The organism is Rhodoferax saidenbachensis (assembly GCF_001955715.1).
Classification (GTDB): domain Bacteria; phylum Pseudomonadota; class Gammaproteobacteria; order Burkholderiales; family Burkholderiaceae_C; genus Allorhodoferax; species Allorhodoferax saidenbachensis.
The window spans coordinates 1,591,211-1,615,726 of record NZ_CP019239.1 but is presented as its reverse complement, the minus strand read 5'-3'; the positions used below and the strand labels follow the sequence as shown (position 1 = coordinate 1,615,726).

At 60.1% G+C, this 24,516-nt stretch carries 19 protein-coding genes, 1 tRNA gene and 2 pseudogenes; 14 read left to right on the top strand and 8 right to left on the bottom strand.

The window, feature by feature from the left end; genetic code table 11:
* Positions 1 to 225 precede the first annotated feature (225 nt).
* From RS694_RS07730 to RS694_RS07705, 6 genes are all read left to right on the top strand, one after another.
* The gene (locus RS694_RS07730) at positions 226 to 810 is read left to right on the top strand and encodes a Csu type fimbrial protein (RefSeq protein ID WP_051391655.1); all 585 of its coding nucleotides are present in this window, start codon (positions 226 to 228) and stop codon (positions 808 to 810) included.
* Between the two features lie 97 nt (positions 811 to 907).
* On the top strand, positions 908 to 1,435 hold the full coding sequence (locus RS694_RS07725) for a Csu type fimbrial protein (protein ID WP_051391656.1): 528 nt from the start codon (positions 908 to 910) through the stop codon (positions 1,433 to 1,435).
* A gap of 118 nt (positions 1,436 to 1,553) precedes the next feature.
* Entirely contained in the window at positions 1,554 to 2,261 is a 708-nt protein-coding gene (locus RS694_RS07720; protein WP_051391657.1) for a fimbrial biogenesis chaperone, read from the top strand.
* Positions 2,262 to 2,371: 110 nt separating this feature from the next.
* Positions 2,372 to 4,696, top strand: a complete 2,325-nt coding sequence (locus RS694_RS07715; RefSeq protein WP_161631550.1) for a fimbria/pilus outer membrane usher protein — start codon at positions 2,372 to 2,374, stop codon at positions 4,694 to 4,696.
* Positions 4,693 to 5,670: a Csu type fimbrial protein gene (locus RS694_RS07710; protein WP_051391659.1), complete on the top strand. Its 978-nt coding sequence runs from the start codon at positions 4,693 to 4,695 to the stop codon at positions 5,668 to 5,670. Before RS694_RS07715 ends, RS694_RS07710 begins: the two co-directional genes overlap by 4 nt.
* Before the next feature lie 137 nt (positions 5,671 to 5,807).
* A complete protein-coding gene (locus RS694_RS07705) occupies positions 5,808 to 6,503 on the top strand; it encodes a response regulator transcription factor (RefSeq protein WP_029705779.1) in 696 nt (231 codons plus the stop codon).
* Between the two features lie 16 nt (positions 6,504 to 6,519).
* Here RS694_RS07705 and RS694_RS07700 read toward each other — a convergent pair whose 3' ends face one another.
* The 3 genes from RS694_RS07700 to fumC all read right to left on the bottom strand — a co-directional run bounded on the left by RS694_RS07700 (position 6,520) and on the right by fumC (position 14,399).
* The gene (locus tag RS694_RS07700; protein ID WP_051391660.1) at positions 6,520 to 10,413 is read right to left on the bottom strand and encodes a response regulator; all 3,894 of its coding nucleotides are present in this window, start codon (positions 10,411 to 10,413) and stop codon (positions 6,520 to 6,522) included.
* 324 nt (positions 10,414 to 10,737) lie between these two features.
* Positions 10,738 to 12,735 carry an acetate--CoA ligase gene (gene acs / locus RS694_RS07695; protein ID WP_029705781.1) on the bottom strand — a complete coding sequence of 666 codons (1,998 nt, stop codon included), beginning with the start codon at positions 12,733 to 12,735 and terminating at the stop codon, positions 10,738 to 10,740.
* A 248-nt stretch (positions 12,736 to 12,983) separates the two neighbouring features.
* Positions 12,984 to 14,399 carry a class II fumarate hydratase gene (fumC, locus tag RS694_RS07690; protein WP_029705782.1) on the bottom strand — a complete coding sequence of 472 codons (1,416 nt, stop codon included), beginning with the start codon at positions 14,397 to 14,399 and terminating at the stop codon, positions 12,984 to 12,986.
* Positions 14,400 to 14,511: 112 nt separating this feature from the next.
* Between fumC and RS694_RS07685 the strand changes: the two genes are divergently transcribed.
* Positions 14,512 to 16,062, top strand: coding sequence for a fumarate hydratase (locus RS694_RS07685; protein WP_029705783.1), 1,551 nt, complete (start codon positions 14,512 to 14,514; stop codon positions 16,060 to 16,062).
* A gap of 4 nt (positions 16,063 to 16,066) precedes the next feature.
* Complete coding sequence (gene murI / locus RS694_RS07680) at positions 16,067 to 16,888, top strand: glutamate racemase (protein WP_029705784.1); 822 nt, start codon at positions 16,067 to 16,069, stop codon at positions 16,886 to 16,888.
* 129 nt (positions 16,889 to 17,017) lie between these two features.
* Here the strand turns inward: murI and RS694_RS07675 are convergent, their stop codons facing one another.
* Positions 17,018 to 17,470 (bottom strand): DUF4864 domain-containing protein, encoded by a 453-nt coding sequence (locus tag RS694_RS07675; RefSeq protein ID WP_161631551.1) that lies wholly within the window; start codon positions 17,468 to 17,470, stop codon positions 17,018 to 17,020.
* A gap of 68 nt (positions 17,471 to 17,538) precedes the next feature.
* Positions 17,539 to 18,459: an AraC family transcriptional regulator gene (locus RS694_RS07670; RefSeq protein WP_029705786.1), complete on the bottom strand. Its 921-nt coding sequence runs from the start codon at positions 18,457 to 18,459 to the stop codon at positions 17,539 to 17,541.
* A 153-nt stretch (positions 18,460 to 18,612) separates the two neighbouring features.
* On the opposite strand from RS694_RS07670, the gene RS694_RS07665 reads away from it, so the two are divergent.
* Positions 18,613 to 19,596: a sensor domain-containing diguanylate cyclase gene (locus tag RS694_RS07665; protein WP_081708529.1), complete on the top strand. Its 984-nt coding sequence runs from the start codon at positions 18,613 to 18,615 to the stop codon at positions 19,594 to 19,596.
* 23 nt (positions 19,597 to 19,619) lie between these two features.
* Positions 19,620 to 20,420 carry a hypothetical protein gene (locus RS694_RS07660; RefSeq protein WP_029705788.1) on the top strand — a complete coding sequence of 267 codons (801 nt, stop codon included), beginning with the start codon at positions 19,620 to 19,622 and terminating at the stop codon, positions 20,418 to 20,420.
* 183 nt (positions 20,421 to 20,603) lie between these two features.
* Here RS694_RS07660 and RS694_RS07655 read toward each other — a convergent pair whose 3' ends face one another.
* Positions 20,604 to 21,257, bottom strand: a complete 654-nt coding sequence (locus tag RS694_RS07655; RefSeq protein ID WP_029705789.1) for an SOS response-associated peptidase — start codon at positions 21,255 to 21,257, stop codon at positions 20,604 to 20,606.
* A 143-nt stretch (positions 21,258 to 21,400) separates the two neighbouring features.
* Here RS694_RS07655 and RS694_RS07650 point away from each other — a divergent pair, with 143 nt between their 5' ends.
* Positions 21,401 to 21,946 (top strand): ferritin-like domain-containing protein, encoded by a 546-nt coding sequence (locus RS694_RS07650; RefSeq protein WP_029705790.1) that lies wholly within the window; start codon positions 21,401 to 21,403, stop codon positions 21,944 to 21,946.
* A gap of 146 nt (positions 21,947 to 22,092) precedes the next feature.
* Complete coding sequence (locus tag RS694_RS07645) at positions 22,093 to 22,824, top strand: Crp/Fnr family transcriptional regulator (protein ID WP_029705791.1); 732 nt, start codon at positions 22,093 to 22,095, stop codon at positions 22,822 to 22,824.
* A 335-nt stretch (positions 22,825 to 23,159) separates the two neighbouring features.
* Here RS694_RS07645 and RS694_RS21075 read toward each other — a convergent pair whose 3' ends face one another.
* On the bottom strand, positions 23,160 to 23,390 hold the full coding sequence (locus RS694_RS21075; RefSeq protein ID WP_076069492.1) for a helix-turn-helix domain-containing protein: 231 nt from the start codon (positions 23,388 to 23,390) through the stop codon (positions 23,160 to 23,162).
* A gap of 236 nt (positions 23,391 to 23,626) precedes the next feature.
* Here RS694_RS21075 and RS694_RS20450 point away from each other — a divergent pair.
* Positions 23,627 to 23,884 (top strand): annotated as a pseudogene (locus RS694_RS20450) (IS21 family transposase); the annotation flags it as partial.
* A pseudogene (locus tag RS694_RS20445) lies at positions 23,884 to 23,988 on the top strand (ATP-binding protein); the annotation flags it as partial. The pseudogenes RS694_RS20450 and RS694_RS20445, both read left to right, overlap by 1 nt.
* Before the next feature lie 313 nt (positions 23,989 to 24,301).
* On the opposite strand, the gene RS694_RS07630 reads toward RS694_RS20445, so the two are convergent.
* A tRNA-Arg gene (locus RS694_RS07630) sits at positions 24,302 to 24,375 on the bottom strand.
* Between the last annotated feature and the right edge of the window lie 141 nt (positions 24,376 to 24,516).

Sequence of the window (24,516 nt, the reverse complement as noted above, 5' to 3'; positions counted from 1 at the left end):
TAAGCCCGGCTTCCTCCACCGCTCACAACCCACCCCTCCGAATCGCGACTCAAGGGTTGGGCACGCCCCTAATGGGCTTGCACAGTGTGATCAAAGTGTGACGCGTAAATGGGCTGGAGTTCACAGTCCTGTCACGATCTTTTGGACGTTCAGTTTCAGAATTCATTCCGTCAACAGCGAAACACGAACCCGCTTCACCCAACACCGCACACCGAAGGAATGATCATGACAAAGACTCGCAACATTGTTCTGGCTCTCACCACCAGCATCGGCCTTGGCCTGACTGCACTGAGTGCATCCGCAGCCGGCACCATGACCGGACAGTTGAACGCCCAAATGGTGCTGCAAGCCGGTTGCATCATTTCCGGTGCGCCAGGTGCGGGTAGCTCCGGTGTGAACTTCGGCACGCTGGACTTTGGCAGCCACCCCAGCACCTTCACCGGTGTGTTGACTGCAGCCGCCAACGGTGGTGCAGGCGGCGCAGGTGCAACACAGATCACCTGCTCTACGGACATCACTGCACTGAACGTGAGCGTCAGCGGAGGTAACAACGTCGGGCAGGGCGCCGCAGTGGGCACCGGCGCACGTGCCATGAAGCTGGGCACGTCCACTTACCTGCCGTATGACGTCTACAGCGACTCTGCCCTGACCACGCCCTACCCCACCGCAGCGTCCTCCGTTGGTGTAGTGCTGCCTGGTACCGGTGCTCCCTTCCCATTGCCCATCTTCGGCCGTATCAACAAGACCAGTGTCAACGCCATGCCATCGGGCACCTATACCGATGTTCTGCAAGTCACACTGAGTTGGTAAGACCTGCCCCCGGGTTTCCCCCTCCGGCCCGGACTTGCAAATTTTTGATACGCGATTCACAATGAAATCGAAGAGACAGCAAGGGGGGAAAGTATCCATGTACCTGCAGGTAGCGACGACTACCATGGGACTGTGGTTTGGCTGTGCACACGCGGCCACACCAGTGCCTACCACGGCCACCTTTGCGGTCAACGCAACGGTGGTGGCGGGTTGCATGGTTGTCGGCAACCCTTCCCAAACCACAGGCGTCGGTTTTGGCATGTTGGATTTCGGCACCCACTCCGCAGTAACGAACACCAACATCAACACCAGCATGGGCCTGAGCGGGGGCAGCATGGCGCAAATGCAATGCACCTCGGGTGTTGCGGTCACGATGACGCTGGACGGTGGGCAGAACGCCTCCGGTACACAGCGCCGTATGAAGATGGCTCCTAACTACTACATCCCTTACTCGCTACAGGCATCTGCCAGCGGCAACTCTGCCATCGCGCCAGGCGTCGGTGTCACGATCAACACCACCAACGGAGTCATGACACTACCCGTATGGGGAATCGCCAGTCCGCCTGGGTCCGGTCTGCCTGCAGGCCAATACAGCGACACCGTGCAGGTTCTGTTCAGTTGGTAAGTAGCTGATTCAAGGAGTACCCGGCATGCATATCCGCTCACAACACATACACACGTGGCTTTGCGCTCTGGTACTCGCCGGCACCTGCGCTTCAGCGGTGCGGGCACAAACGTCTGTGATGATCTGGCCACTGGATCCGGTGATCGAAGAAGACCAGCGGGCTGCTGCCATGTGGCTGGAGAACCGGGGGGCACAAACCGTATCGCTGCAAATACGCGTGCTCGCCTGGACACAGGCCAATGGCGAAGAAAGTTATGACAACCAAGATGGCATCATTCCCAGCCCGCCATCTGCCGTGATCCAGCCAGGCCAGCGACAACTGGTGCGCCTGATGAAAGCCTCCGCTATCCCCGATGCCAAGGAGCTGGCCTATCGCATACTCGTGGACGAACTTCCCTCCGCCGCCGCAGCAGCGGGCCAGGACGAATCCAATGGCGCTGCCGCAGGCAACTCCATGGGCATCAAACTGCAGATCCGCTATTCAGTCCCCCTGTTCGTCAGCGGCAAAGGGCATTGGATGAAACCCCGCGCGGACCGTAAGAGGGAGCCGGCCACGGCAGCGCAGCCCGTGCTGAGCTGGCGCACCCTGCGAGAGGGGCCAGACAACTATCTGGTGATACGCAACACTGGCAACGCCCATGCCCGCCTGACTGCCGTGCAATGGGTACGGGGGAACGAAACCCAGCCCATCAACCCCGGCTTGCTGGGGTACGTGCTGGCCAACACACAGATGCGATGGCGGCTGGAACGACCGCCTCCCATGGGTTTTGTCCCTCAAGTCCGTGTCAATGCCAGCGATAAGCCTGTAGAACTTGCCACGCAATGAAGGGCCAAACATGGTGCAGTCCATTGTTTTGCATGGGGCTGCTCATGGGAGCAGAAACCGCCCTGTCTGCGACCGGCTTGCCCAATGCACCTGCCCAAGCCCCCGCCACCATGACCCTCTATCTTGAACTGGTGATTAACGGACAGGCCAGTGGCCAGGTCGTACCGGTACAAGTGCGCGGTGGACACTTTTACGTCGAAGCCGATGTACTCCAAGAGTTGCACGTGCGGACGCCTCCAACACCTGACGGCATGGTCGCAGTGGACCAGATCGCAGGCGTGACCGTGGAATATGACAGTACGGCCCAGCGACTGGAACTGATGCTGCCCCCCGACTGGCTGCCGGAACAACAACTGGGCGCCGAGCCGGCCCAATTCCCCGGTTCCGCAACCGGCGGTCAAGGCTTCCTGCTCAACTATGACCTCTATGCAAGCGATCTCGCGCGCCCCGGGGCTTATGCCTCCATATGGAGCGAGCAACGTCTCTTTGGCAGCTGGGGGGTGGCGTCCAACACGGGCGTCTACCGAACCGCACTGGACGGGGGCTACAGCGACTACCTGCGTTACGACACGCGTTGGACCTACTCCGATCCCGCCACCGTACGCACCCTGACGGTCGGTGATTTGATTACCGGCACCCTTCCGTGGGGCAATGCGGTGCGGATGGGCGGCATCCAGATTGCCCGCAATTTTGCTGTGCGCCCTGATCTGGTCCCCTACCCGTTGCCCCGCTTTTCCGGTCAGGCTACCGTACCTTCCGCCGTGGACCTGTTCATCAATGGCTACAAAGCGAGCAGCGAGGTAGTGCAACCGGGTCCGTTCACCCTGAACACCATGCCCTTCATCAATGGAGCGGGCGAGGCGTCCGTGGTAACCACCGATGCCCTGGGGCGCCAGGTGCTCACGACAGTTCCGTTTTACGTGTCCAACACCTTGCTAAAGACCGACACCACTGACTACTCGCTCGCGCTGGGGGCCTTGCGCCAAGACTACGGCATCAAGAATTTTTCCTATGGGCAGATGGCCACCTCCGGGTCTTACCGACGTGGCATGGGGGACGCATGGACACTGGAAGGCCGTGCGGAGTTGACAGATGGACTGGCAGCAGTCGGCATAGGTAGTGTTGCGGCGCTGGGCCGTTTTGGCGTTGTTAATGTGTCGCTCACAGACAGCCACCACAGCGATGAACAGGGGCAACAGTGGAGTTACGGCTACCAATACAATGCCCAGCGTTTTGGTTTCGGCGCACAACATACACAACGCAACTCGGGCTTTGCCAGCCTGGGTGCCATGGGCTCGGGTGCTGCAGCGTTGAGCCTGGGCACTACCCAGCTCAATCTCAGTGGTTCATTGGGCCCCGTCGGCTCCATCTCGCTAGCCTACTTTGATCTTGAGGCTGCAGACGGGCAACATACCCAAATAGCCACACTGAATTTCACCAAGGCCGTCAACAGCAGCAACTTCTTTTCGGTCAACCTGAGCCATGCGCTGCTCACCCATGAATACAACCTGCAACTGCAATGGACCTTGCTGCTGGACAGCCTGGGCAGTGTCAGCGTCACCGGCACGCGCAACCGCCAGGCTGAAGGCAGCCAGGTCCAATACAGCCGCAGCCCGCCGCCCTCCGGTGGCCTGGGCTGGAATCTGTCGCATGCATCCACCGGTGGTCAAGACGAATACCGCCAGGCCAGCGCAACCTGGCGCGCTGCCTCAACCCAGATTCAGGCGGGTGTCTACGCACAGGGACGCCAGAGCGCAAGTTGGGCCGGTGCTACCGGCTCCTTGGTTGTCATGGATGGGGGCATATTCCCTTCCAACCGCATCAATGACGCATTTGCCCTGGTTTCCACATCGGGAGTGCCGGGGGTGCCCGTGCGCTTTGAAAACCAGTTGGTAGGCCAGACCGACGAAGACGGACACCTGCTGGTCACCGGCGTCAACGCCTACTACCCCTCGCGCTTCGAGATTGACACGCTGGAACTGCCTGACTTCATGCGGGTGCCACAGACCGAGCAGCGCATCGTGTTGCGTTCGGGCAGTGGTGCCGTACTCCGATTTGAGATTTCTCAAATTGTGGCCGCCAGCCTGACCCTGGTGGACGAACGGGGACAACCACTGCCAATGGGCATGCAGGTCCAGCATGTAGGCAGCGGACAGACCGCCGTGCTGGGCTGGGACGGACAGGTCTATCTGGAGGGCCTGGGTCTGGAAAACGAACTGGTAGTCCGCGGCGCCAATCTGCCGACATGCCGTGTGCGTTTTTTGGTGCCGGCCAGTGCGCCCACGGTACTGCGACTCGGACCCCTGGTATGCCGCCCCCAAGCATCGTTTGCCGGCCTGGAGTGGTCAGACACCGAATCAGACTTTGTAAGCCGTGCAGACGTATTCCAGGACATTCTTGACCCCCTTCCCGTGGCAGCAGGAGACACGCCATGAAAGACTTTCAATTTTTACAGATCGTCCGGCGGCAATGCTGGCCTCTGCTACTGGGGCTGGTGCTTGCGGCAGCCAGCACACAAGCCGCCAACGCCTGCACTGCATCTGAAACCGGTGGCACTCTCACGCCGGCATCCTCACAACGCGTTTCTGGCGGCCCTACCATCACCGGCTCTGGCACTTTCGCGTTCAACTGCGGTTCCACCGTGCTGTCGGTACTGGGCACACCCACGCTCAAAGCCACGCTGCAACCCTCGGTTTCCGGTTTGACGCTCAAAAACGGTGCCAATACCATCGGGTACCAGATCTACAGCAACGCTGGCGTCAGCACGCCCTACGTCGGCGGGGCGATTGTGATCAACCTGTCGGGCACTACGCTGCTCGGGGTTCTCAACGCCGGTGTGGGCAACACGCTGCCGATCTACATCGCGACAACACCCGGTGCCAACGTACCGGCAGGAACCTATACCGACACAGTCCAGGTGACCTGGGAGTACCACAACATCTGCGAAGGCCTGCTCGGCGCACTGGGCATCTGCGTGGGTGTGGCCAACAACGGCACAACCGTACGCAACATGACGATCAGCCTGACCGTCACCAACGACTGCACGATCAACGCGCCTGCGGTGAACTTCGGCTCTGCCCCCCTTGTCAGCGGCTTTGGCACAGTGTCACAAAGCATCAGCCTGCTGTGCAGCAAGGGCATGACCTACACCGTGGGCCTGAGCACCGGGGCCTACCCTGCCAATGGCCGCCGCCGCATGGCCTCCGGCGCCAACCGGCTTGAGTACGATATTTTCAAAACAGACAGCACCGTCTGGGGCAACATAGGCTCGGCGCGGGCCAATGGTCCGGCCATGGCGGATGGCGTCAGCTTGCAAACCATTGGCTACACCGCCAGGGTCTACCAGGACCAGGCGACACCCCCGGTAGGCAGCTTTGCAGACAGCGTGGTGGTAGATGTCAGTTTCTGAACGGGGAAAATCCGCTTGCAAAAAAGAGCGTTGTTCGTACCATGAACGGATCGGCCTGCGGCACGTTCAGCCGCATGGTTCTATTATTTTTCTGACCAACCGGTACAGGCTGGCACCAAAGTAATCAGGGAGAAAGAATGCACATTGGAATACTCGAAGATGACCCAGTGCAACGCGAGTTGCTCGAAACGCTGGTGCGACAGGGTCAGCACACCTGCCGCTCTTTTGAGTCGGCAGCCAGTTTCCTGGAGGCGCTGAAGCTGGAAAGCTTCGACCTGACCCTCATCGACTGGGTCTTGCCCGATGGCAACGGGGGTGAAGTGCTGCGCTGGATCCGCAAAAACATAGGCTGGCAACTGCCCAGCATCGTCATCACCGCACGCGATGAAGAACCCACCGTCGTGGCTGCGCTGGAAGCAGGGGCGGACGACTACATCGTCAAGCCCGCCAAACCGCTGGAGCTGCTGGCCCGGGTCAGTGCCGCCTCGCGGCGCGCGCGCCCGGGGAGCCTGCCGGTAATACGTGCCGGCGACTACGAAATCGACATTGAACGCCAGCGCCTGTCGATTGGCGGCAAGGTCATTGAGCTCACACAAAAGGAGTTTGACCTCTCGGTCTGCCTGTTCCAGAACCTGGGCAAGCTGCTCTCCCGCGACTACCTGCTCAACAAGGTCTGGGGCATTTCGGCCGATGTGGACGTACGCACGGTAGACACCCATGTCAGTCGCGTGCGCCGCAAGCTCTCCATTGATGGCAGCCGTGGTTGGAAATTGGTGCCGATCTATGGCTTTGGTTACCGCTTTGAACGGGTGGATCTGGCGGAACCCACCTAACCCCAGGGGCAGGCATTTAATCCTGCAGGTGCCCGTCAATGGCGGCGATCAGCGTGTCCAGTGCGCTGCGTAATGCCAGGGCCTGAGACAGCAGTTCTGGCAACACCGTGTTCTGCGCGACAGCGTGCTCCAGTTGTTTGGTCATGCCCAGAATTTCTGTCGCACCGATGGTGGCACTGACACCACGCAGCGAGTGCAGCAGGCGGGCCGCCTCCTCGGTTTGGCCAGACTGCAGTTGTTGCACCAGGTTAGCTCCCGCATCCCGGTAATGCGCGGTGAACTTCTGCATCACCCCCATCAGGATGCTGGCTTGCCCGGCGCAGTATTCATAGGCTTGGTCCAGATCGACCAGTTGGCCCATGTTGGCCAGTTTGCTCTTGGGGCTGTGCATCAGTGGCACCGTTTCCGGCAGTGCCTCCAGGGTTTGGGAGCCAGGCGACGCCAGCAATCGCTGGGGTGGCAACCAGCGCACCAGGGCCTGATGCAAGAGGCGTGGATCCACAGGCTTGGCCAGATGGTCGTTCATACCAGCGTCCATGCAGGCGTGCCGGTCTTCCTGCAATGCATTGGCCGTCATGGCAATGATGGGTAACTGCGACAGCGCCGGGTCCTGTCGCAACAATCGGGTCGCCTGCAGCCCGTCCATGCGGGGCATCTGTACGTCCATCAACACCAGATCGTAGGTTTTGTTGCGCACCATTTGCACGGCTTGCTGGCCATCCCCCGCCACATCCACCCTCACCCCCGCGGACAGCAGCAGTTGGGTGGCAACTTCCTGATTCACCGGATTGTCTTCCACCAGCAATATTTCAGCGCCCAGGTGGCTTTCGGGCAAACGGTAGTCCACCGGCAGGGAGGCGTCTACAGGTATGTGGAGCGCAGGCCCACTTTTCAGCAAACGCATCAGGCAATCCAGCAACAGGGAGGGCGTCACCGGTTTGAGCAACACCGCGCCAAAGCCGGCATCACGGGCCAACTGGTGCATGGAGATATGGTCGCGCGTGGACACCAACACCATCACCTGGGGTGGGTTGAGGGTGTCGCTCAGGCGCACACCGGTCTCCAGGCCATCCAGACCCGGCATCGCCCAGTCCAGCAGCGCCACCCGGTAGGGATCGTTCTGGGCATGCGCATGGGCAACAGCCTCCAGCGCCAGCGTTCCGTTGGCAACGCTGTCCACCCGCAGGCCCAGCCCCTCCAGCATGGCACTCAGGGCTTTGCGCGCCTCCGGCAGATCGTCAGCCACCAGCGCCCGCAGGCCACGCAAATCCGGTGTGGGTACAACCTCCTGCTGCGCCACGCTACCCAGGCGTGCCGTGAACCAGAAGCGACTGCCCTGCCCCGGCTCGCTCTCCCCCCCGGCCTGCCCGCCCATTTGCTCCGCGATGTGCCGGGTAATGGCCAGCCCCAGGCCGGTGCCCATGTGCAACCGGGTGCTGCTACCTTCCGCCTGGGCAAACGGATTGAACAGCCGTGCGAACTCGGCCTTTGCAATGCCAATGCCGGTGTCCACCACCTCAAACCGTATCAGCAGAGTCTCCGTGTCCTGCTCCAGCAGGACCACACGCAACGATACGGAACCGCTTTCGGTGAACTTCACCGCATTGCTCAGCAGGTTAAGCAATGCCTGCATCAACCGCGTGGGGTCGCCATGCAATCGGTCTGGCAAAGGCGCAATGTTGACCACCAGCTCAAGCCCTTTGTCACGGGCCAGCTCCACCACCATCGAACAGGTGCGGGTCAACAGGGCATCCAGCGAAAAGTCCACACGCTCCAAAACCAGTTTGCCAGCCTCGATTTTGGACAGATCGAGGATGTCATTGATGACCTGCAGCAGGTGGTTGGAGGCAGTCCCTATTTTTGCGAGACGCTGCTGCTGCAACGGGTCCTGAATCTCACGGCGCAGCATGTAGGTGAAGCCGATGATGGCATTCATGGGTGTGCGGATTTCATGGCTCATATTGGCCAAAAAGGCACTCTTGGCCTGGCTGGCCGACGTGGCCCGGTCCCGCGCCTCGGCCAGTTGCCCGTTGATCTGCTGCAGCAGTTGTTCCGACTTCTTTTGCTGCGTGACATCGGTCGCCAGTACAAAAAATCCTTGCACTTCGCCATCACGCAGATCCGGCACGTAATGCGCATGCGACACCACCAACCGGCCATGGCGGCCGGTTTCACTGCGTTCGAATTCCTGTGGCTCACCGCGCAAGGCCGCCGTGATGTAAGGCTCCAGACTTTCATAATATGCGTCGCCACGCGACTCGCGCATGGTGCGGCCAATGATCTCCAGGGGCTCGCTGTCAAACCACTCGCAGTAGGTCTGGTTGATAAAACGACAGCGCACGTCCTTGTCCCAGTAGGCGATACGTCCGGGAATGTTATCGGCCACCAGGCGGTTGAAGCGCTCGGTTTCCAGCAACTGCACATTCAGCGCCTGCATTTGCCGCTCCACCTGGGCACGGGCCTTGATCTCCGTGGTGAGCTCACGGGTGCGCTCGCTGACCGTGACTTCCAGGCGCTCCTGGTGCAAACGCAACTCCAACTGCGCACGCCTGCGTTCGGTGACATCGCGAAATGACGAAACCACTGCGGTCAACTGGCCGTCGGCATTGCGTACAGGCTCGGCGTTGACCAGCAGCCAATGTGCCTCCCCGCTGCGTCCCGTGGCCTCAATCAGCACATCACGGCAGGCCTCCCCGGTAGCCAGCACCTTGGACACCGGTGTGTTCTCCCAGGCAAGGTCGCGGCCCTCGTCGTCTTTGAGCGACAGCTCCCACAACCGCGAAGGCACGCCCAGCAGTACCGTGCGCGGTACACCCAGAACCCGTTCGGCCGAAGGGTTGCAGCCCGTAACGCGGCCACTGACTTCGAAGGTGAGAACCCCTTCATTCAGCGCAGTAAGGGTCTCGCGGTGAAATTGCTCGCTGAGCTCCAGCGCTGCACGTGCACTGCGAACATCCTCCACATCCACACTGCTGCCAAACCAGCGCACGGGCTGGCCTTGCTCATTGTGGCTGACGCCGAAATGGGCATTGAACCAGCGGTACACCCCATCACGGCGACGCATGCGGAACTCGGGCAGTGAAGTTGCCCCCTGATTGACTACGTTGGCCCATTGGGCCACGATGGGTGCCACATCGTCCGGGTGCATCACTTCTCCCCACCCTTTGTCCAGCAAGTCCTGCAGGGAGATGCCGGTGTACTCCACCCAGCGCTGGTTGTAGTAGCCAATTCGCGCCTGTGCATCACAGGTCCAGACCAGTTGCGGCAGCATGTCCAGCATGCGCTGGAACTGGGCATCGTTTTCGTGCAGGGCAGTCTGTGCGGCGCGCAATTCGCGGTTGTTCCTGGCCACGCCAAAGCCCAGCAATGTCATCGCGGTGAGTGCCAGCAGCCAGCCGATGGCGTAACGCATCTGCTGACGCTTCAGCAGGTCGTCCAGGCGCTCTGCGGTAATGGCTTCCAGCCGCACCATCTCGGAATTGAGCGCCAGAAATGCCTCTTGCAACTCCGTATGCTCCACCGTGAAAGGGGGCGGTGTACCCGCCGACAGACGCGCTTGCAGAGCGCTCACGTTAGCGTCCAGGGTGTTGGGCAGGCTCTCTGTTCCGCTGCTGATGGCACCAGCATTCATCTGCAGGCGCCGCAGTTCCTGCAACAGGGACTGACGCTCCATCTCCATCTCCGATGCACCGGTAGAGTCCCAGTCGGTGCTCATGCGCTGAAAGCTGGAAAGCAGGTTATTGCGGGTTTGCTCAAAGTTGCGCACCAGCATCATGGACTGCTCAAACTGGTAGGCGTGGAACCGATCCAGTGCCGCCATGGCCAGCAAAATCAGGGCGCAAGCCGCCAAGGTCAACACCGGCGCCAGACGGGCCCGGCGTGAATTGCGGTTCCAGATTTTGTATTCCATCCCCTGCTCCCTGTCAGTCCATGGGGCGCTATGCTGCGCTTTTTTTTCTTCAGCCATGCTACCTCCGATGACAGGCAAATGCCACTTTTGATTCAGCCATGGGGTTTAAGGAAAAGTGTGGCAAGACTGTGACACGATGCATGCGCCCACAAAAAAGCCCGCTTGCGCGGGCTTTTTTCAGGGAAGCGGGAACTTCAATAGGCTTGGCCTAGTTGATCCAGGATGGCGGGGTTTTGGTGATCACATCACATTGCTACGCAATATGAGTGATCCCCCGAATCCGGCTACGCACCGCTGGTGCGCAGCGCTAACGCGCTGACTTGATCAATAGGCCTGGCCTAGTTGATCAAGAATCGCCGGATTCTCCAACGTAGACGTGTCTTGCGTGACGGCTTCGCCCTTGGCCAGCGAGCGCAGCAGGCGGCGCATGATCTTGCCGGAACGGGTCTTGGGCAGGTTTTCGCCGAAGCGGATGTCCTTGGGCTTGGCAATCGGCCCGATTTCCTTGGCCACCCAGTCGCGCAGCTCTTTGGCAATCGCCTTGGCTTCGTCGCCTTTGGGCATGGGGCGCTTCAGGACCACAAACGCGCAAATCGCTTCGCCCGTCAGATCGTCCGGACGGCCCACCACGGCGGCTTCGGCCACCAGATCGGTTTTGGAGACCAGCGCCGATTCGATTTCCATCGTGCCCATGCGGTGGCCGGACACATTCAGCACGTCGTCGATGCGTCCGGTGATACGGAAGTAGCCGCGGTCTGCGCTGCGCACCGCACCGTCGCCGGCGAGGTACATCGTGCCGCCCATTTCCTCGGGGAAGTAGGCTTTCTTGAAACGCTCGGGGTCGTTCCAGATAGTGCGGATCATCGACGGCCAGGGGCGCTTGACGACCAGGATGCCGCCGGTGCCGTTGGGAATGTCCTTGCCCACCTCGTCCACGATGGCGGCCATGATGCCGGGCAGCGGCAGCGTGCAGCTACCGGGCACCAGCGGTGTGGCGCCGGGCAGCGGCGTCATCATGTGGCCGCCGGTTTCGGTTTGCCAGAAGGTGTCGACGATGGGGCACTTCTCGTGGCCCACGTTCTTGTAGTACCACATCCAGGCTTCGGGGTTGATGGGTTCGCCCACCGAACCGAGGATGCGCAAAGACGACAGATCGCTGCGGTCCGGGTGCACCGCCGCATCGCCTTCAGCAGCCTTGATCAACGAACGGATGGCCGTGGGCGCCGTGTAGAAAATCGTGCACTTGTGGCGTTCGATCATCTGCCAGAAGCGGCCCGCGTTCGGGAAGGTGGGGATACCTTCAAAGATGATCTGCGTGGCGCCCGCGGCCAGCGGACCGTAGGCCACATAGGTGTGGCCGGTGATCCAGCCAATGTCGGCGGTGCACCAGAACACATCGGCGGGCTTCAAATCGAAGGTCCAGTCCATCGTCAGCTTGGCCCACAGCAGATAGCCGCCCGTGGAGTGCTGCACGCCCTTGGGTTTGCCGGTGGAGCCGGAGGTGTAGAGGATAAACAGCGGGTGCTCTGCGCCCACGGGAACCGGTGCGCAATCGGTGCTCTTGCCGGCCAACGCTTCGTCAAAGGTCTTGTCCCGGCCGGCCACCATATTGCAGGCGGTCTTGGTGCGCTGGTAGACGTACACGTTTTTAATGGTGTCGCAGCCGCCCAAGCCCAAACCTTCGTCCACGATGGCCTTGAGTGGCAGTTCCTTGCCACCACGCATCTGGTAGTTGGCAGTAATCACCGCCACCGCGCCGGCGTCGATGATGCGCTCCTGCAGCGCCTTGGCAGAGAAACCACCAAACACCACGCTGTGGGTTGCGCCAATGCGCGCGCAGGCCTGCATGGCGATCACGCCTTCGAGCGTCATGGGCATGTAGACCAGCACGCGGTCGCCCTTCTTCACGCCGTCAGCCTTCAATGCATTGGCAAACTGGCTCACGCGGGCCAGCAACTCTTTGTAAGTAGTCTTGGTGACCGTGCCGTCGTCGGCTTCAAAGATCACCGCCACCTTGTTTTCGGTGGGCGTGCCGATGTGTTTGTCCAGGCAGTTGGCGGAGGCGTTGAGTTCACCGTCGTCAAACCATTGGTAGAACGGCGCGTTGGATTCATCCAGCGTGCGCGTGAAGGGTTTGTTCCAGACCACGTTTTCGCGCGCCAGGCGGGCCCAGAAGCCTTCGAAGTCTTTTTCCGCCTCAGCGCAAAGGGCGTTGTAGCCCTCCATGCCGGACACGCGGGCGGCCTTGACCATGGCCTCGCTGGGTGGGAAAACGCGGTTTTCAACCAACAGGGATTCCATGGCCGATGTGGATGTACTCATATTTTTGTCTCCTCTCAAGTAAACGCAGGGCCGCCCCAAGTGGACTTGCACCCCCTCGGGGGGCCAGCCGCATGGCTGGTCTGGGGGCAGACAAACCAATCAAAACTGCCCGCACTGTCGTAGCCTGCACTTACAAGCCACTGACTGGCGGCAAGCTTACAAATAGGTGCGCAAAGTGCCGGTCGGCCAGTCAGGCCTGAATTTCAAGCCAAATCGGCCTACAGCCCTTATGAAATATGCGCAACCAGCTATGAATTAGATAGCATCTTGCGGCCTGTCATATCCCCCGGAACGACCCACTGGTCAAATTGCTCCGCCGTCAAATGGCCGCTGGCGATCGCCGCCTCGCGCAGACTGGAGCGCTCCTTGTGTGCTTTCTTGGCAATGAAGGCCGCTTTGTCGTAACCGATATGGGGGTTCAGCGCGGTCACCAGCATCAGCGAACGGTCCACCAGTTCGGCAATGCGTTCGCGGTTGGGTTCAATTCCTACGGCGCAGTGGTCGTTGAAGCTTTTCATGCCATCGGCCAGCAGGCGCACGCTCTGCAGGAAGTTGTGCGCCACCATGGGCCGGAACACATTGAGCTCGAAGTTGCCAGACGCGCCGCCGATATTGATCGCCACGTCGTTGCCCATCACTTGCGCGCACAGCATCGTCAGCGCCTCGCTTTGGGTCGGGTTCACCTTGCCCGGCATGATGGAGGAGCCCGGTTCGTTCTCTGGGATGCTCAGTTCCCCTATTCCACTGCGCGGGCCGCTGGCGAGCCAGCGCACATCGTTGGCAACCTTCATCAGACTGGCGGCCAGCGTCTTGAGCGCGCCGTGGGCGTGCACCAGGCCGTCGCAACTCGCCATCGCCTCGAACTTGCTGGGTGCGGTGACAAAGGGGTGGCCGGTCAGGCGCGCCAGCTCGGCCGCAACGTCGTGCGCATAGCCGGTCGGCGCGTTGAGGCCCGTACCCACTGCCGTACCGCCCAGAGCCAGCTCGTACAGGTGCGGGAGTGCGGCCTCTATGTGCTTTTCGCCGTGCGCCAGTTGCGCGGCGTAGCCCGAGAACTCCTGGCCCAGCGTCAGTGGCGTCGCGTCCTGCAGATGGGTACGGCCAATCTTCACGATGTCATGGAAGTCGCGCGACTTGTGCGCCAGCGTGGTCTTGAGCAACCCCAGCGCAGGCAACAGCCGTTCGCGAATCGCCGTCACCGCCGCCACATGCATGGCCGTGGGGTAGACATCGTTGCTGGACTGGCTGCGGTTCACGTCGTCATTCGGGTGCACCAGGCGCCCTTCCCCGCGCTGGCCGCCCAGCAGCTCGCTGGCGCGGTTGGCAATCACCTCGTTGACGTTCATATTGGTCTGCGTGCCGGAGCCGGTTTGCCAGACCACCAGCGGGAATTCGTCCGGGTGTTGGCCGGCAATCACCTCGTCCGCCGCGGCCACGATCGCCTCGGTCTTTTTTGCGTCCTGCAGGCCCAGCGCATGGTTCACGCGCGCCGCGCTGCGTTTGGTCTGGGCCAGCGCACGGATGATCTCTACCGGCTGCCGCTCACCCGAAATGTCGAAGTTTTGCAAAGAGCGCTGGGTCTGGGCGCCCCACAGCTTGTCGGCAGGGACTTCAACGGGGCCAAAAGTGTCGCGTTCGGTGCGGGTGGGGCTTGTAAGAGACATGGAAGGCTGGGCAGGGGTGGACCTGTCAAAATAGCGGTTGGAAGATTTTCAGCATAGCCCTCAATCAAAGCAATGTCCCGCTCAGGGAGATTGCCCTCACCCGCCAACAGCCATGACCACTATCCGCCAAGCTGACCTGATCGAATCCGTCTCTGCCGCGCTGCAGTACATCAGCTACTACCACCCCGCCGACTACATCGCCCACCTGGCCCGCGCTTACGACCGCGAGCAAAGCCCCGCGGCCAAAGACGCCATTGCGCAGATCCTGACCAACAGCAAGATGAGCGCCACCGGCCACCGCCCCATCTGCCAGGACACTGGCATCGTCAACGTATTCCTGAAGGTCGGCATGAATGTGCGCTGGGAAGGTTTCACCGGCAGCCTGGACGACGCCATCAACGAAGGCGTGCGCCAGGGTTACAACCACCCGGACAACACGCTGCGTGCGTCTGTGGTCGCCGACCCCGAATTCCTGCGCAAGAACACCAAGGACAACACGCCCGCAGTGATCTTTACCGAACTGGTGCCCGGCGACACCGTGGAAGTAACCGTGGCCGCCAAGGGCGGTGGCTCCGAGAACAAAAGCAAGATGTACATGCTCAACCCCGGCGACAGCGTGGTCGACTGGGTTTTGAAGACGGTGCCCACCATGGGCGCGGGCTGGTGTCCGCCCGGCATGCTGGGCATCGGCATTGGCGGTACGGCCGAAAAAGCGGTGCTGATGGCCAAGGAAAGCCTGATGGACGACCTGGACATGTATGAACTGCAGGCCAAGCAGGCCTCCGGTGCAACACTGGACAACGTCGAGAAACTCCGTCTGGAGTTGTTTGAAAAGGTCAATGCTCTGGGCATTGGTGCGCAGGGCCTGGGCGGCCTGACCACGGTGCTGGACGTCAAGATCAAGATGTACCCGACCCACGCGGCCAGCAAGCCCATCGCCATGATCCCGAACTGCGCGGCCACGCGCCACGCGCACTTTGTGATGGACGGCAGCGGCCCCGTTTACCTGACCCCGCCGTCGCTGGACCTGTGGCCCAACGTCAACTGGACACCCGACTACCAGCAAAGCAAAAAGGTCGACCTGAACACGCTGACCCCCGCCGAAGTGGCGAGCTGGAAGCCCGGCCAGACCCTGCTCTTGAACGGCAAAATGCTGACCGGCCGCGACGCGGCCCACAAACGCATCCAGCAAATGTTGGCCAAAGGGGAAAAACTGCCCGTGGACTTCACCAACCGCGTCATTTATTACGTCGGCCCGGTCGACCCGATCAAGGGCGAAGCCGTCGGCCCCGCCGGCCCCACCACCGCTACCCGGATGGATGGCTTCACCGAAATGATGCTGGCGCAGACTGGCTTGATCTCCATGGTCGGCAAGGCCGAGCGTGGCCCGGTTGCCATTGAAGCCATCAAGAAACACAAGAGCGCGTACCTGATGGCCGTGGGCGGTGCAGCCTATCTGGTCTCCAAAGCGATCAAGGCGGCCAAGGTCGTGGGCTTTGCCGACCTGGGCATGGAAGCGATTTACGAATTCGACGTGGTCGACATGCCCGTCACCGTGGCGGTCGATTCGGGCGGCACCAGCGCCCACATCACCGGCCCGGCCGAATGGCAAAAGAAGATTGCCACGGGCGAGTTCAAGAGCATTCCAGTCACCTCGCGTTAAGCCTTTGACCATCTCCGCATCCAGCCCCATCGGGGTCTTTGACAGCGGCCTGGGCGGCCTGAGCGTGTTGCGCGCGCTGCGCGCCGAGCTGCCCCACGAGCGCTTTGTCTACGTGTCCGACAGCGGCCACGCGCCCTACGGTGAGCGCGATGACACCCACGTCATCGCGCGTTCGCACGCCATCACGCAGCACCTGCGGGAGCAGCACCAGATCAAGGCCATGGTCGTGGCCTGCAACACCGCCACCGCCGCCGCCATCCGGCTACTGCGCCAGGACCATGCGGACCTGCCCATCGTCGGCATCGAACCGGCGCTGAAACCGGCCGCCGCCAGCAGCAAGACCGGTGTGGTGGGCGTGATGGCCACGCGCAGCACGCTGCAGAGCGAGAAATTCCTCGCCCTGCTAGCCACGCTGCACGGCCAGGCGACCTTTGTGCTGCAGCCCTGCGACGGTCTGGTGGACGCCATTGAGCGCGAAGATGCTATCAAAACTGAAGCTGCTTGCGCAGGCTACGCGCGGGCTATGGGCCAATTTGGCTTAAATTCTGAGGAGATGGACACCCTGGTGCTGGGCTGCACCCACTACCCTTTTGTGGAGGCCGAACTTCGGCGTACCATCGGTGACCAAGTGGTGCTGCTGGAAGGCGGCGCCCCGGTGGCACGCCAGACCCGGCGCCTGCTGGCCGAGAAAAACCTGCTGGCTGCCACCTCCGCGGTCGAAGAGGACGTGACGTTTTTCACCACCGGCAAGGCCGATATCCTGGCCAACGCGGTGCGGCGCTGGCTGCAACTGGAAAGACCGGTCAGCGCGCTGCAGATTGCCTGATTGGCCCAACAGACCATTGCGCGACTCCGGTGCCGCAACCGCATCGTCGCCAGTCGGGAGCAGGCCGGATTGGTGGTGAACCTACAAGCGCGCAAGCGCAAGATTGTCTGTTCACGGTCTCTATGGCAATCAAACCATCGTCACGGCGTTTGGACTCAGCGCGCAACCCGTAATGCGCCAGGATTTGTTTTTCTGTTTCTGCAGCGTATAGACGGCAGTCCAGAGGTCACCGTCCTCGTCGGTCAACTGCACATGGAGTACTGCCTCCCCGGCTTGCCCGCTGGGCCTCAGGAATGTGGCAGATGCCGGCCGGTAGACCACTTCGTATTGGGTGCGGACCATCTCCATGAACTGCTCTGCCGTCCCCACCTGGCGCCGGATGTTCGGTGCTGCGTAAGAAAACGCTTTGGCGGCATCACCGTGGGCGAACGCATCCAGTTGGCTGCGCACCACACGGAGAATCTGCTTCTCGTCCTTGGGGGGCAACCCTTCGGCATGTGCGAATGAGGCTGCAACCGGCAATACGATCATTAGCAGCAGTGCGAAAAACTGCCTGGGCCAACCGATGGATCGCTTGTTCATGGAAACCTCCTGCACAAAAGCACTTGCTTGCATTGTGTGCTTTTTCACCCGCCCTCACGCATTACGCATCACGCCGCCAAACGGTAAGCCCGCGGGGTTTTGTCAAAGTGCAATTTGAAGGCCCGCCCGAAGGCGGCCTCGGACGCATAACCGCACCGCTCCCCCACCATACCAGCCGTGGCATTGGTTTGAACCAGCATGCGGGCCGCCAGCTCCATGCGCAAGCTGGTCACGACCTCCAAAGGCGTAAGACCGCTCACTCGCGAGAAACGCTTGGCAAAGTTGGCCCGTGACATATGGCAATGCTCGGCCAAGGTGGCAACCGTCCACGGCTTGGCTGGTTCCACCAGCACGGCATCCACCACGGCCGAAAGGCGCGCGTCCGCCATCAATGCCAGGAATCCTTGGGTGATGGTGCGGTCCGCCATCAGCTTGCGCAGCAGCACCGTGAAGAGTGCCGTCGACAACTGCCCGATGATGGCTGCACTGCCCGGGCGCACGAGCTCGACCTCCGTACGCATCATGCTGGTGAGATGGTTGAGCCAGACGCAATCTTCTCTCCCTGCGGTGTGGATGCAGACCACTTCAGGAAGGTTGCGCAACAAAAAGCCGCCAGGGGCGTCCAGCACAAAATTCCCACACAGGATGTCCATTTTTTCATCCGCGCTGGCGTGGAAAACCTCGGTCACTGCACCGTTGAATTGACTTTCCAAAGGAACTTGAGGCGGCGGCAGCTCACAACCACCCGGCCCCAGGCTTTGCAGGATGTGTGCCGCTCCATGGGGAAACACCACGATGTCGCCAGAGGCTAAATCCAGCTCCTGGCTGCCCGTGCGTACCCGGCCACAACCAGCCAGTACCACGTGGTACGGCATATGGCCCGGTGGTGCTGGGCCATGGTCAGCAAGCCACCCCCCTGCAAACCGGCAATGAAGCTCCAACATGCCTTGGGGTGCCAGCACCCGAACCAGATTGCTCAGATTGTCCATAAGCGCCCCAAAAAGAGACTATGAAGCAAGAAACATAGACGATAGTATGCTCGATAAATACCCCGAGGACCTAATATGAAGCCATGACCGCGATGCAATGCAACACCCCGCAGGCATCGGAAATGGGTCGGCCCCTTATCAGGAGAATGGAAGATGACGTCCTCAGCTGCAGTGATTCAACACCCCGCAACATCCGCAAACCATATGGAATACGGCATGGAGGCCGAAGACTTTGACATCCTGATACGGGTCGCGTCACTGGTCACGGGGGCTCCCAATGCTTTCATCACGCTGGTGGATCCCCATCAAAACCGGTTGTGCGATGAGAGCTATTGCTCCGCCGCACTGAAAGAAGATGACATCCTGGTCATCGAGGATGTCCGCAAAGACACGCGCACCAGTGCGATTGCAGCCCGACGCCAGGATGCCGCCATCGTGACCTACGCCGGTGCTTTGCTGAAGACCGAAGACGGCACCAAAGTCGGAACCCTGTGCGTCACAGACCACGTGCAGCGCACGTTGACTGAGGAGCAAATCAGGCTGCTGCGCGGTTTGGCCAAACAGGTCATGAGTTTGCTGTCGCTGCGCAACACCCAACGCGAACTGACCGACGCACTGGCCCGAATGACGCGGCTGGCCACCACCGATGATCTGACCGGTTTTTTAAACCGCCGCGCTTTCTTTGAAGAGGCCGAAAACCTGCGCAAACTGGCCGTCCGCCAGGGTGGTGCGCTCAGCGTCGTGGTGGTTGACCTGGACCATTTCAAAAAGGTGAACGACAAACACGGCCATGCGGCGGGCGACGCGGTATTGAAAGAGGTAGCCCGCCGGTTGCGCTCCAAGCTGCGTTCTACCGACCGGATCGGCCGGATCGGGGGCGAGGAATTCGCCATTGCCCTGCCGTTTACCAGCCAGGACACCGCAATGGAGCTCATGCGGCAACTGCAGCTGCGCGTCAGCCGTGATCCGGTGGCGTATGGGGACATTGCCATTCCTGTGACGTTCAGCGCCGGCATTTCCGAGTTGGGCGGTGACACTCCGCTGGATGAGGCGCTACGGCTTGCAGACAAGGCCCTGTACCGGTCCAAGGCAGCGGGGCGTAACCAGATCACTGAAGCCGAACCGCTTGCGGCGTGATTCCGAGAAGCACAGGACTATGTATGTCGCACTCTGAACCGCTTGAAAAGCCAACTGCGGTGAGAATCCGCCGCCTCGCCGTGGGCTTGGGCCTGCTCTGCCTGTCTGCCCTGTGCTCCGCACGCATCTTGACCATCTGTGTCTCCCAAAACCCGGTGCCCCCATTGACCTACCCCGATCGGGAAAGCGAGGCGCAAACCGCTGTCCGGCGGGCCGTAGAGCACCAGGGCGACAGCGTCAGTTTTGTGGTGGCACCCTGGATGCGGTGTCGGCTTGGCGTCAAAGCCGGCATTTATCTTGCCGCCATGCCTTTTGCGGCCACGCAGAGCAATCTGACGGACTTTTCGCTTCCTTTGAAGAATGGGGACATCGACCGAACCCGTAGCGTGGGCAACCTGACGATAGGCGTCGTGCGCCGTATTGGTAGCCCGATTACTTGGGACGGTGTCGGCTTTTCGAAGCTCACCTCGCCGGTGATGGTGCTCCCCGGGCAAATGAACGCCAGAGACAAATTGCAGGCACTGGGTGTGCCACAAGATGCAGAGTCGATACGCGCAGAATCGCTCTTGCAAAAACTGGCACTGGGGCGCGGCGAGCTCGCAGTGTTGCCCGTGGGCATTATTGAAGTGGCGCTGAAGTCTGAAGCGTTCCGCAACTCTCTGGAAATGCTGCAATTGCCTCTGACGTCGGACATCACCTTTTTAGGCTTTAACCGCGAGTTCGAGCGCGCAGAGCCCGCGTACACCAAAGCGGTATGGACGGAGGCAGCCCGAATTTCCACCGCCAAAAATCGCAAGGCAATCACGGCATCGCTGGAGCCATGACGGCGTGGCGCCAGGACCACGCAGACCGGCCTGCCCATCGCCAGCATCGAGCGTGAAGATGCTATCAAAACAGAAGCTGCTTGCGCAGACTAGAAGCGGGCTATGGGCATATTGTGCTTAAATTCTGGAGCGGCGAATTTGCTGAAAGGTGACGCCCCGGTCAAAGCCCTGCAGATCGACTGACTAGCCAAACAAACTGGCTTGGGGCTGCGGCGGCGCAGTGGCGCGCAACGCCTCTGCCGGGTAAGGCAGCAAAAAATCCATGCTGTCCCGCACCGGGGCATGTAACCAGTCGGCATAACGGTCCTCCGGCAAGACCACCACCATGCGTTTCTCCTCCTCAGGCCGATGGAAATGCCGCATCAGCGGGTGTGCATCGGCGTTGATGGTGAGCATGGAATAACTGAACACATCCCCCTGCGGCGACTTCCAGCACGACCAGATACCGGCAATACCCATGGGCTGGCCGTCGGTGCGTTCAATGCGCGTGGAGACAGCACGCCCGCTGCGCCAGTCGGGTTCAAAAATGGCCTGCGCGGGAATGATGCAATGTTGGGCTGACATCCAGGCGTCGCGGTAGCTGGGCTTCTCGCCCACGGTTTCGGAACGCGCGTTGTAGTTGTTGCGCGCCATCTGGGTGTGGGTCGCCCAGTGGGGCACCAGGCCAAACAGGCCGTTGCACGCCTCCAGGGCAGCAGCATCGCGCGGCTGGCGCCGGATGAAACTGCCTTCGTAACCCGGCCACAGGTCCTGCTTGCCCGGCTCTGGGGGCTGGTCCACCCCAAAGAAGCGCTGGTAGTCCTTCGCGGATTGGAGGGCATGGTACTGAACACACATGGGTGACATCCTAGCCGGACAGGCAGCCATCCGCCGCGGGGACCATGCGAGCTTGCATGCATTTTCCCGGTTGTGTGTGCGGACGCACGGATGGTTCTCTCTTTTTGCGCCACTCTCAGGCATCCATCCCACCGGAGCCCCCCATGACCCCAAAACCCGCCCTTACACCCGTCAAGACACTTCGGATGCATGCGCGCAAACACCTGGAGCGAGGTGCGGTGACCGACGGTTACACGGCTGACCGCACAGAAGTCATCAAACAACTGAACGAGGCGCTAGCCACCGAGCTCCTATGTGTACTGCGGTATCGCCGCCACTATTTCATGGCCAAAGGCATCCACGCCAAGAGTGTTGCCGCAGAGTTTCTGGCGCACTCCAATGAAGAACAAGCGCATGCGGACCGCATCGCTGCCCGCATCGTGCAACTCGGTGGAGCCCCGGACTTCGCACCCGACGGACTTGCCGGACGCAGCCATGCTGAATATGTAGAAGGCGATACGCTCAACGACATGATCCTGGAAGACCTGGTTGCGGAGCGCATTGCCATCGACAGCTACCGGGACATGATCACCTTCCTGGGCCACGACGACCCGACCACCAGCACCCTGCTCAAGGAGATTCTGGCGGTAGAAGAGGAGCATGCCGAGGAGCTGGCCGACCTGCTGGAAGGACTGCCAGAGAAGGCGTAAGCAGACGCACTCCCGCAGCATCCCGTTGGGGATGCGCTCAGGCCCGCCTGTAGGAGGAGGCCGACACGCGATTGCGGCGTGCGCCGATAGGGCGATCATGGGGAATTGGAGAACATAGGGCTTCCATTGTTTCGAGGAGAGGTCCCATGCATACAGTCCACATTCCCCTGATTGCCGCACAACAAAACCAGTTGCTGGCAGCTCTGCCCACAGAGGACAGGGACCGCTGGCACTGCCGTATGGAACTGGTGGAGTTGTCGCTCAACCAGGTGCTGTACTCCACCGTCCGGGCGCCTGAATATGTGTATTTCCCCACCACCGCCATCGTTTCACTGATGTCCACCACACGGGACGGCGCCTCGGCCGAAGTCGCCGTAGTGGGCAACGACGGCGTGGTCGGTGTCTCATGGTTGCTGGGCGCGGATTACGCCGCCACGGATGCCGTGGTGCAGAGCGCAGGACGCGCGTTTCGCATCAGTGCGGAGTTTGTCAAAAATGAAATCGAGCACTCTTACGGCGTCATGAAAGTGGTGATGCGTTATGCCCAGTCCGTGCTGGGACAAATAGCCCAGACCGCCGTGTGCAATCGTTACCACTCCATCGACCAGCAGCTGTGCCGTCGTCTGTTGACCGGGCTGGACCGTTTGTCGTCTGATGAACTGGACATGACCCACGAACTGGCCGCTAACCTGCTGGGTGTGCGCCGTGAAGGCGTGAGCATGGCGGCACACAAGCTGCAGGAGGCCGGACTGATCCGCTACAGTCGCGGCCATATTGTCGTTCTGGACCGCGAGCGCCTGGAAGAAAAGACTTGCGAGTGTTACGCCGCTTCCCAAAAGGAATACCGTCGGCTACAGCCCGTTGCCATGGTGGCGTGAGCGTAAAGTGAGCTGGCCAGCCAGGAGGGACTCGAACCCTTGTTCCGGGTCAATCCTGTGAAGATTCGATGGAATTGCAGAATCCACTGGCAAAAGTTACCTCTAATAAATACGCAACTGGTTGCGCATTTACTCACTATACTGGACATCTGCACTCTCAACGCCAAACCAGAGGCCGACCTATTGCCCCTTTGAGGGGATGCAATTAGCACGGGCTCCTGGGCAGACAAACACACGCCAGGGACCACCAACGGCTACCAAATGAAGTGTTAAGAGCCCGCGATTGCCGCTTGGTGCAGTATTGGTAAGGCCGAATCCATTGGCCTGATTGAAAGTTACTTCTCGGCTGTTAGCTCTACAGCTTGCTTTACGAGCTCATTTATTTCCAAGCCCAAAGAGTCCGCAAGGCGAACTATTACGGCCAACGTAGGGCTCGCCTGGCCTAACTCAAGCATTCGGAGGTAGCGACGGGTGATTCCTGAATTTGTCGCAAGTGCAGTTGCAGTCAAGTCTCGGTCTAACCGGTGTTTTCGTAATAGCCTTCCAAAGGCCTCATCAATTTGCATGCTGGCACCAAAGTGGAGCCGCAATATTGAGCTATACAAAAACCAAAGTGGGAAGTATAGTTCCCACTCAATGCGTATTCTGCAAACTTTTTATGAAAAAACCGACCTCGGAGTCCTTTTACTGGGTGACTGTTGAATTCCGTCGAAATCTGACCCACTTAGGACAGTAATTTCCATTCAAAACTGACCCACGTAGGACCTACCCTGCTAGTTTTTAAAGCGGGGGGAATTTAGGAGTGATAAACGTGGCGACATTGAATGTCATCAGGCGTTGGGCATTGCGAGAAAACATGTCCATCCGCGAGATTTCCAGGCGTACAGGCATGGCTCGCAACACCGTAAAGAAGTACCTGCGATCAGATGAGACTGAGCCCACCTACGCAAAGCGGGTGAGCTCAAGCAAGCTCGATCCATTTGCCGAGAAGCTGGCCATCTGGCTCGGAATGGAGGCAACTAAATCGCGGAAACAGCGGCGCAATTTGAAGCAGATCTACACAGCCATATCCTTGAAACCGGAAACGACAGTTATCGGTTCAAAAACAGTACTGCAAAAACTCAACCCAAGAAGAAGGAGATCAAGAACTTATCCACAACGTGAGCACCTTGTGCACACAAATCGTGTGGGTCAAGATTTGATGGAAAGGTTGGGTCAGGGTTCAGCGCAATTCAACAAACTGGGCAAGATACCGGCTGTAGAGCTCAAGGGTGTTTTTGGGCTTGCGCGAATAAGCTTTCACGAATGCAGCGAAAGGCTCATTCGGAACCCCAGTTGGCCCCAGAAGCTTCCAAGTGCTCCGACCGTTTTTCAGTTCCCGAAGCAGCGTGACGTTTTTTAACATTCAGCTTGGTAAATATGCAACTGAATGCACTGTACCAAGTGTCACGGAAAGCTGCAAATGAAGCGCGCTATGTGCGAGGGATGAGAATCGAACTCATAACCTATGGCTTAGAAGGCCATTGCTCTATCCGGTTGAGCTACCCCCGCCTAAAAAACAAATGTTACAGCACTTAATTTCCAACGAAATTAAATACGCAACTGGAATGACCTGTAAAAAGAACCCCCTACCCCGAACTTAGAAGGTTCGTGCTCTATCCGGATGAGCTACTGGCTGTGGCGCAGGCTGAA

What these genes read in the sequence shown, in the direction of transcription:
- RS694_RS07655 (WP_029705789.1), bottom strand. Translation starts at nt 21,257, where the DNA reads ATGTGTGTTCAGTACCATGCCCTCCAATCCGCGAAGGACTACCAGCGC.
- RS694_RS07725 (WP_051391656.1), top strand. Translation starts at nt 908, where the DNA reads ATGTACCTGCAGGTAGCGACGACTACCATGGGACTGTGGTTTGGCTGT.
- RS694_RS07730 (WP_051391655.1), top strand. Translation starts at nt 226, where the DNA reads ATGACAAAGACTCGCAACATTGTTCTGGCTCTCACCACCAGCATCGGC.
- RS694_RS07645 (WP_029705791.1), top strand. Translation starts at nt 22,093, where the DNA reads ATGCATACAGTCCACATTCCCCTGATTGCCGCACAACAAAACCAGTTG.
- RS694_RS07705 (WP_029705779.1), top strand. Translation starts at nt 5,808, where the DNA reads ATGCACATTGGAATACTCGAAGATGACCCAGTGCAACGCGAGTTGCTC.
- RS694_RS21075 (WP_076069492.1), bottom strand. Translation starts at nt 23,390, where the DNA reads ATGCAAATTGATGAGGCCTTTGGAAGGCTATTACGAAAACACCGGTTA.
- RS694_RS07650 (WP_029705790.1), top strand. Translation starts at nt 21,401, where the DNA reads ATGACCCCAAAACCCGCCCTTACACCCGTCAAGACACTTCGGATGCAT.
- RS694_RS07660 (WP_029705788.1), top strand. Translation starts at nt 19,620, where the DNA reads ATGTCGCACTCTGAACCGCTTGAAAAGCCAACTGCGGTGAGAATCCGC.
- acs (WP_029705781.1), bottom strand. Translation starts at nt 12,735, where the DNA reads ATGAGTACATCCACATCGGCCATGGAATCCCTGTTGGTTGAAAACCGC.
- RS694_RS07675 (WP_161631551.1), bottom strand. Translation starts at nt 17,470, where the DNA reads ATGAACAAGCGATCCATCGGTTGGCCCAGGCAGTTTTTCGCACTGCTG.
- RS694_RS07670 (WP_029705786.1), bottom strand. Translation starts at nt 18,459, where the DNA reads ATGGACAATCTGAGCAATCTGGTTCGGGTGCTGGCACCCCAAGGCATG.
- RS694_RS07700 (WP_051391660.1), bottom strand. Translation starts at nt 10,413, where the DNA reads ATGGAATACAAAATCTGGAACCGCAATTCACGCCGGGCCCGTCTGGCG.
- RS694_RS07665 (WP_081708529.1), top strand. Translation starts at nt 18,613, where the DNA reads ATGACGTCCTCAGCTGCAGTGATTCAACACCCCGCAACATCCGCAAAC.
- RS694_RS07715 (WP_161631550.1), top strand. Translation starts at nt 2,372, where the DNA reads ATGACCCTCTATCTTGAACTGGTGATTAACGGACAGGCCAGTGGCCAG.
- RS694_RS07685 (WP_029705783.1), top strand. Translation starts at nt 14,512, where the DNA reads ATGACCACTATCCGCCAAGCTGACCTGATCGAATCCGTCTCTGCCGCG.
- fumC (WP_029705782.1), bottom strand. Translation starts at nt 14,399, where the DNA reads ATGTCTCTTACAAGCCCCACCCGCACCGAACGCGACACTTTTGGCCCC.
- RS694_RS07720 (WP_051391657.1), top strand. Translation starts at nt 1,554, where the DNA reads ATGATCTGGCCACTGGATCCGGTGATCGAAGAAGACCAGCGGGCTGCT.
- RS694_RS07710 (WP_051391659.1), top strand. Translation starts at nt 4,693, where the DNA reads ATGAAAGACTTTCAATTTTTACAGATCGTCCGGCGGCAATGCTGGCCT.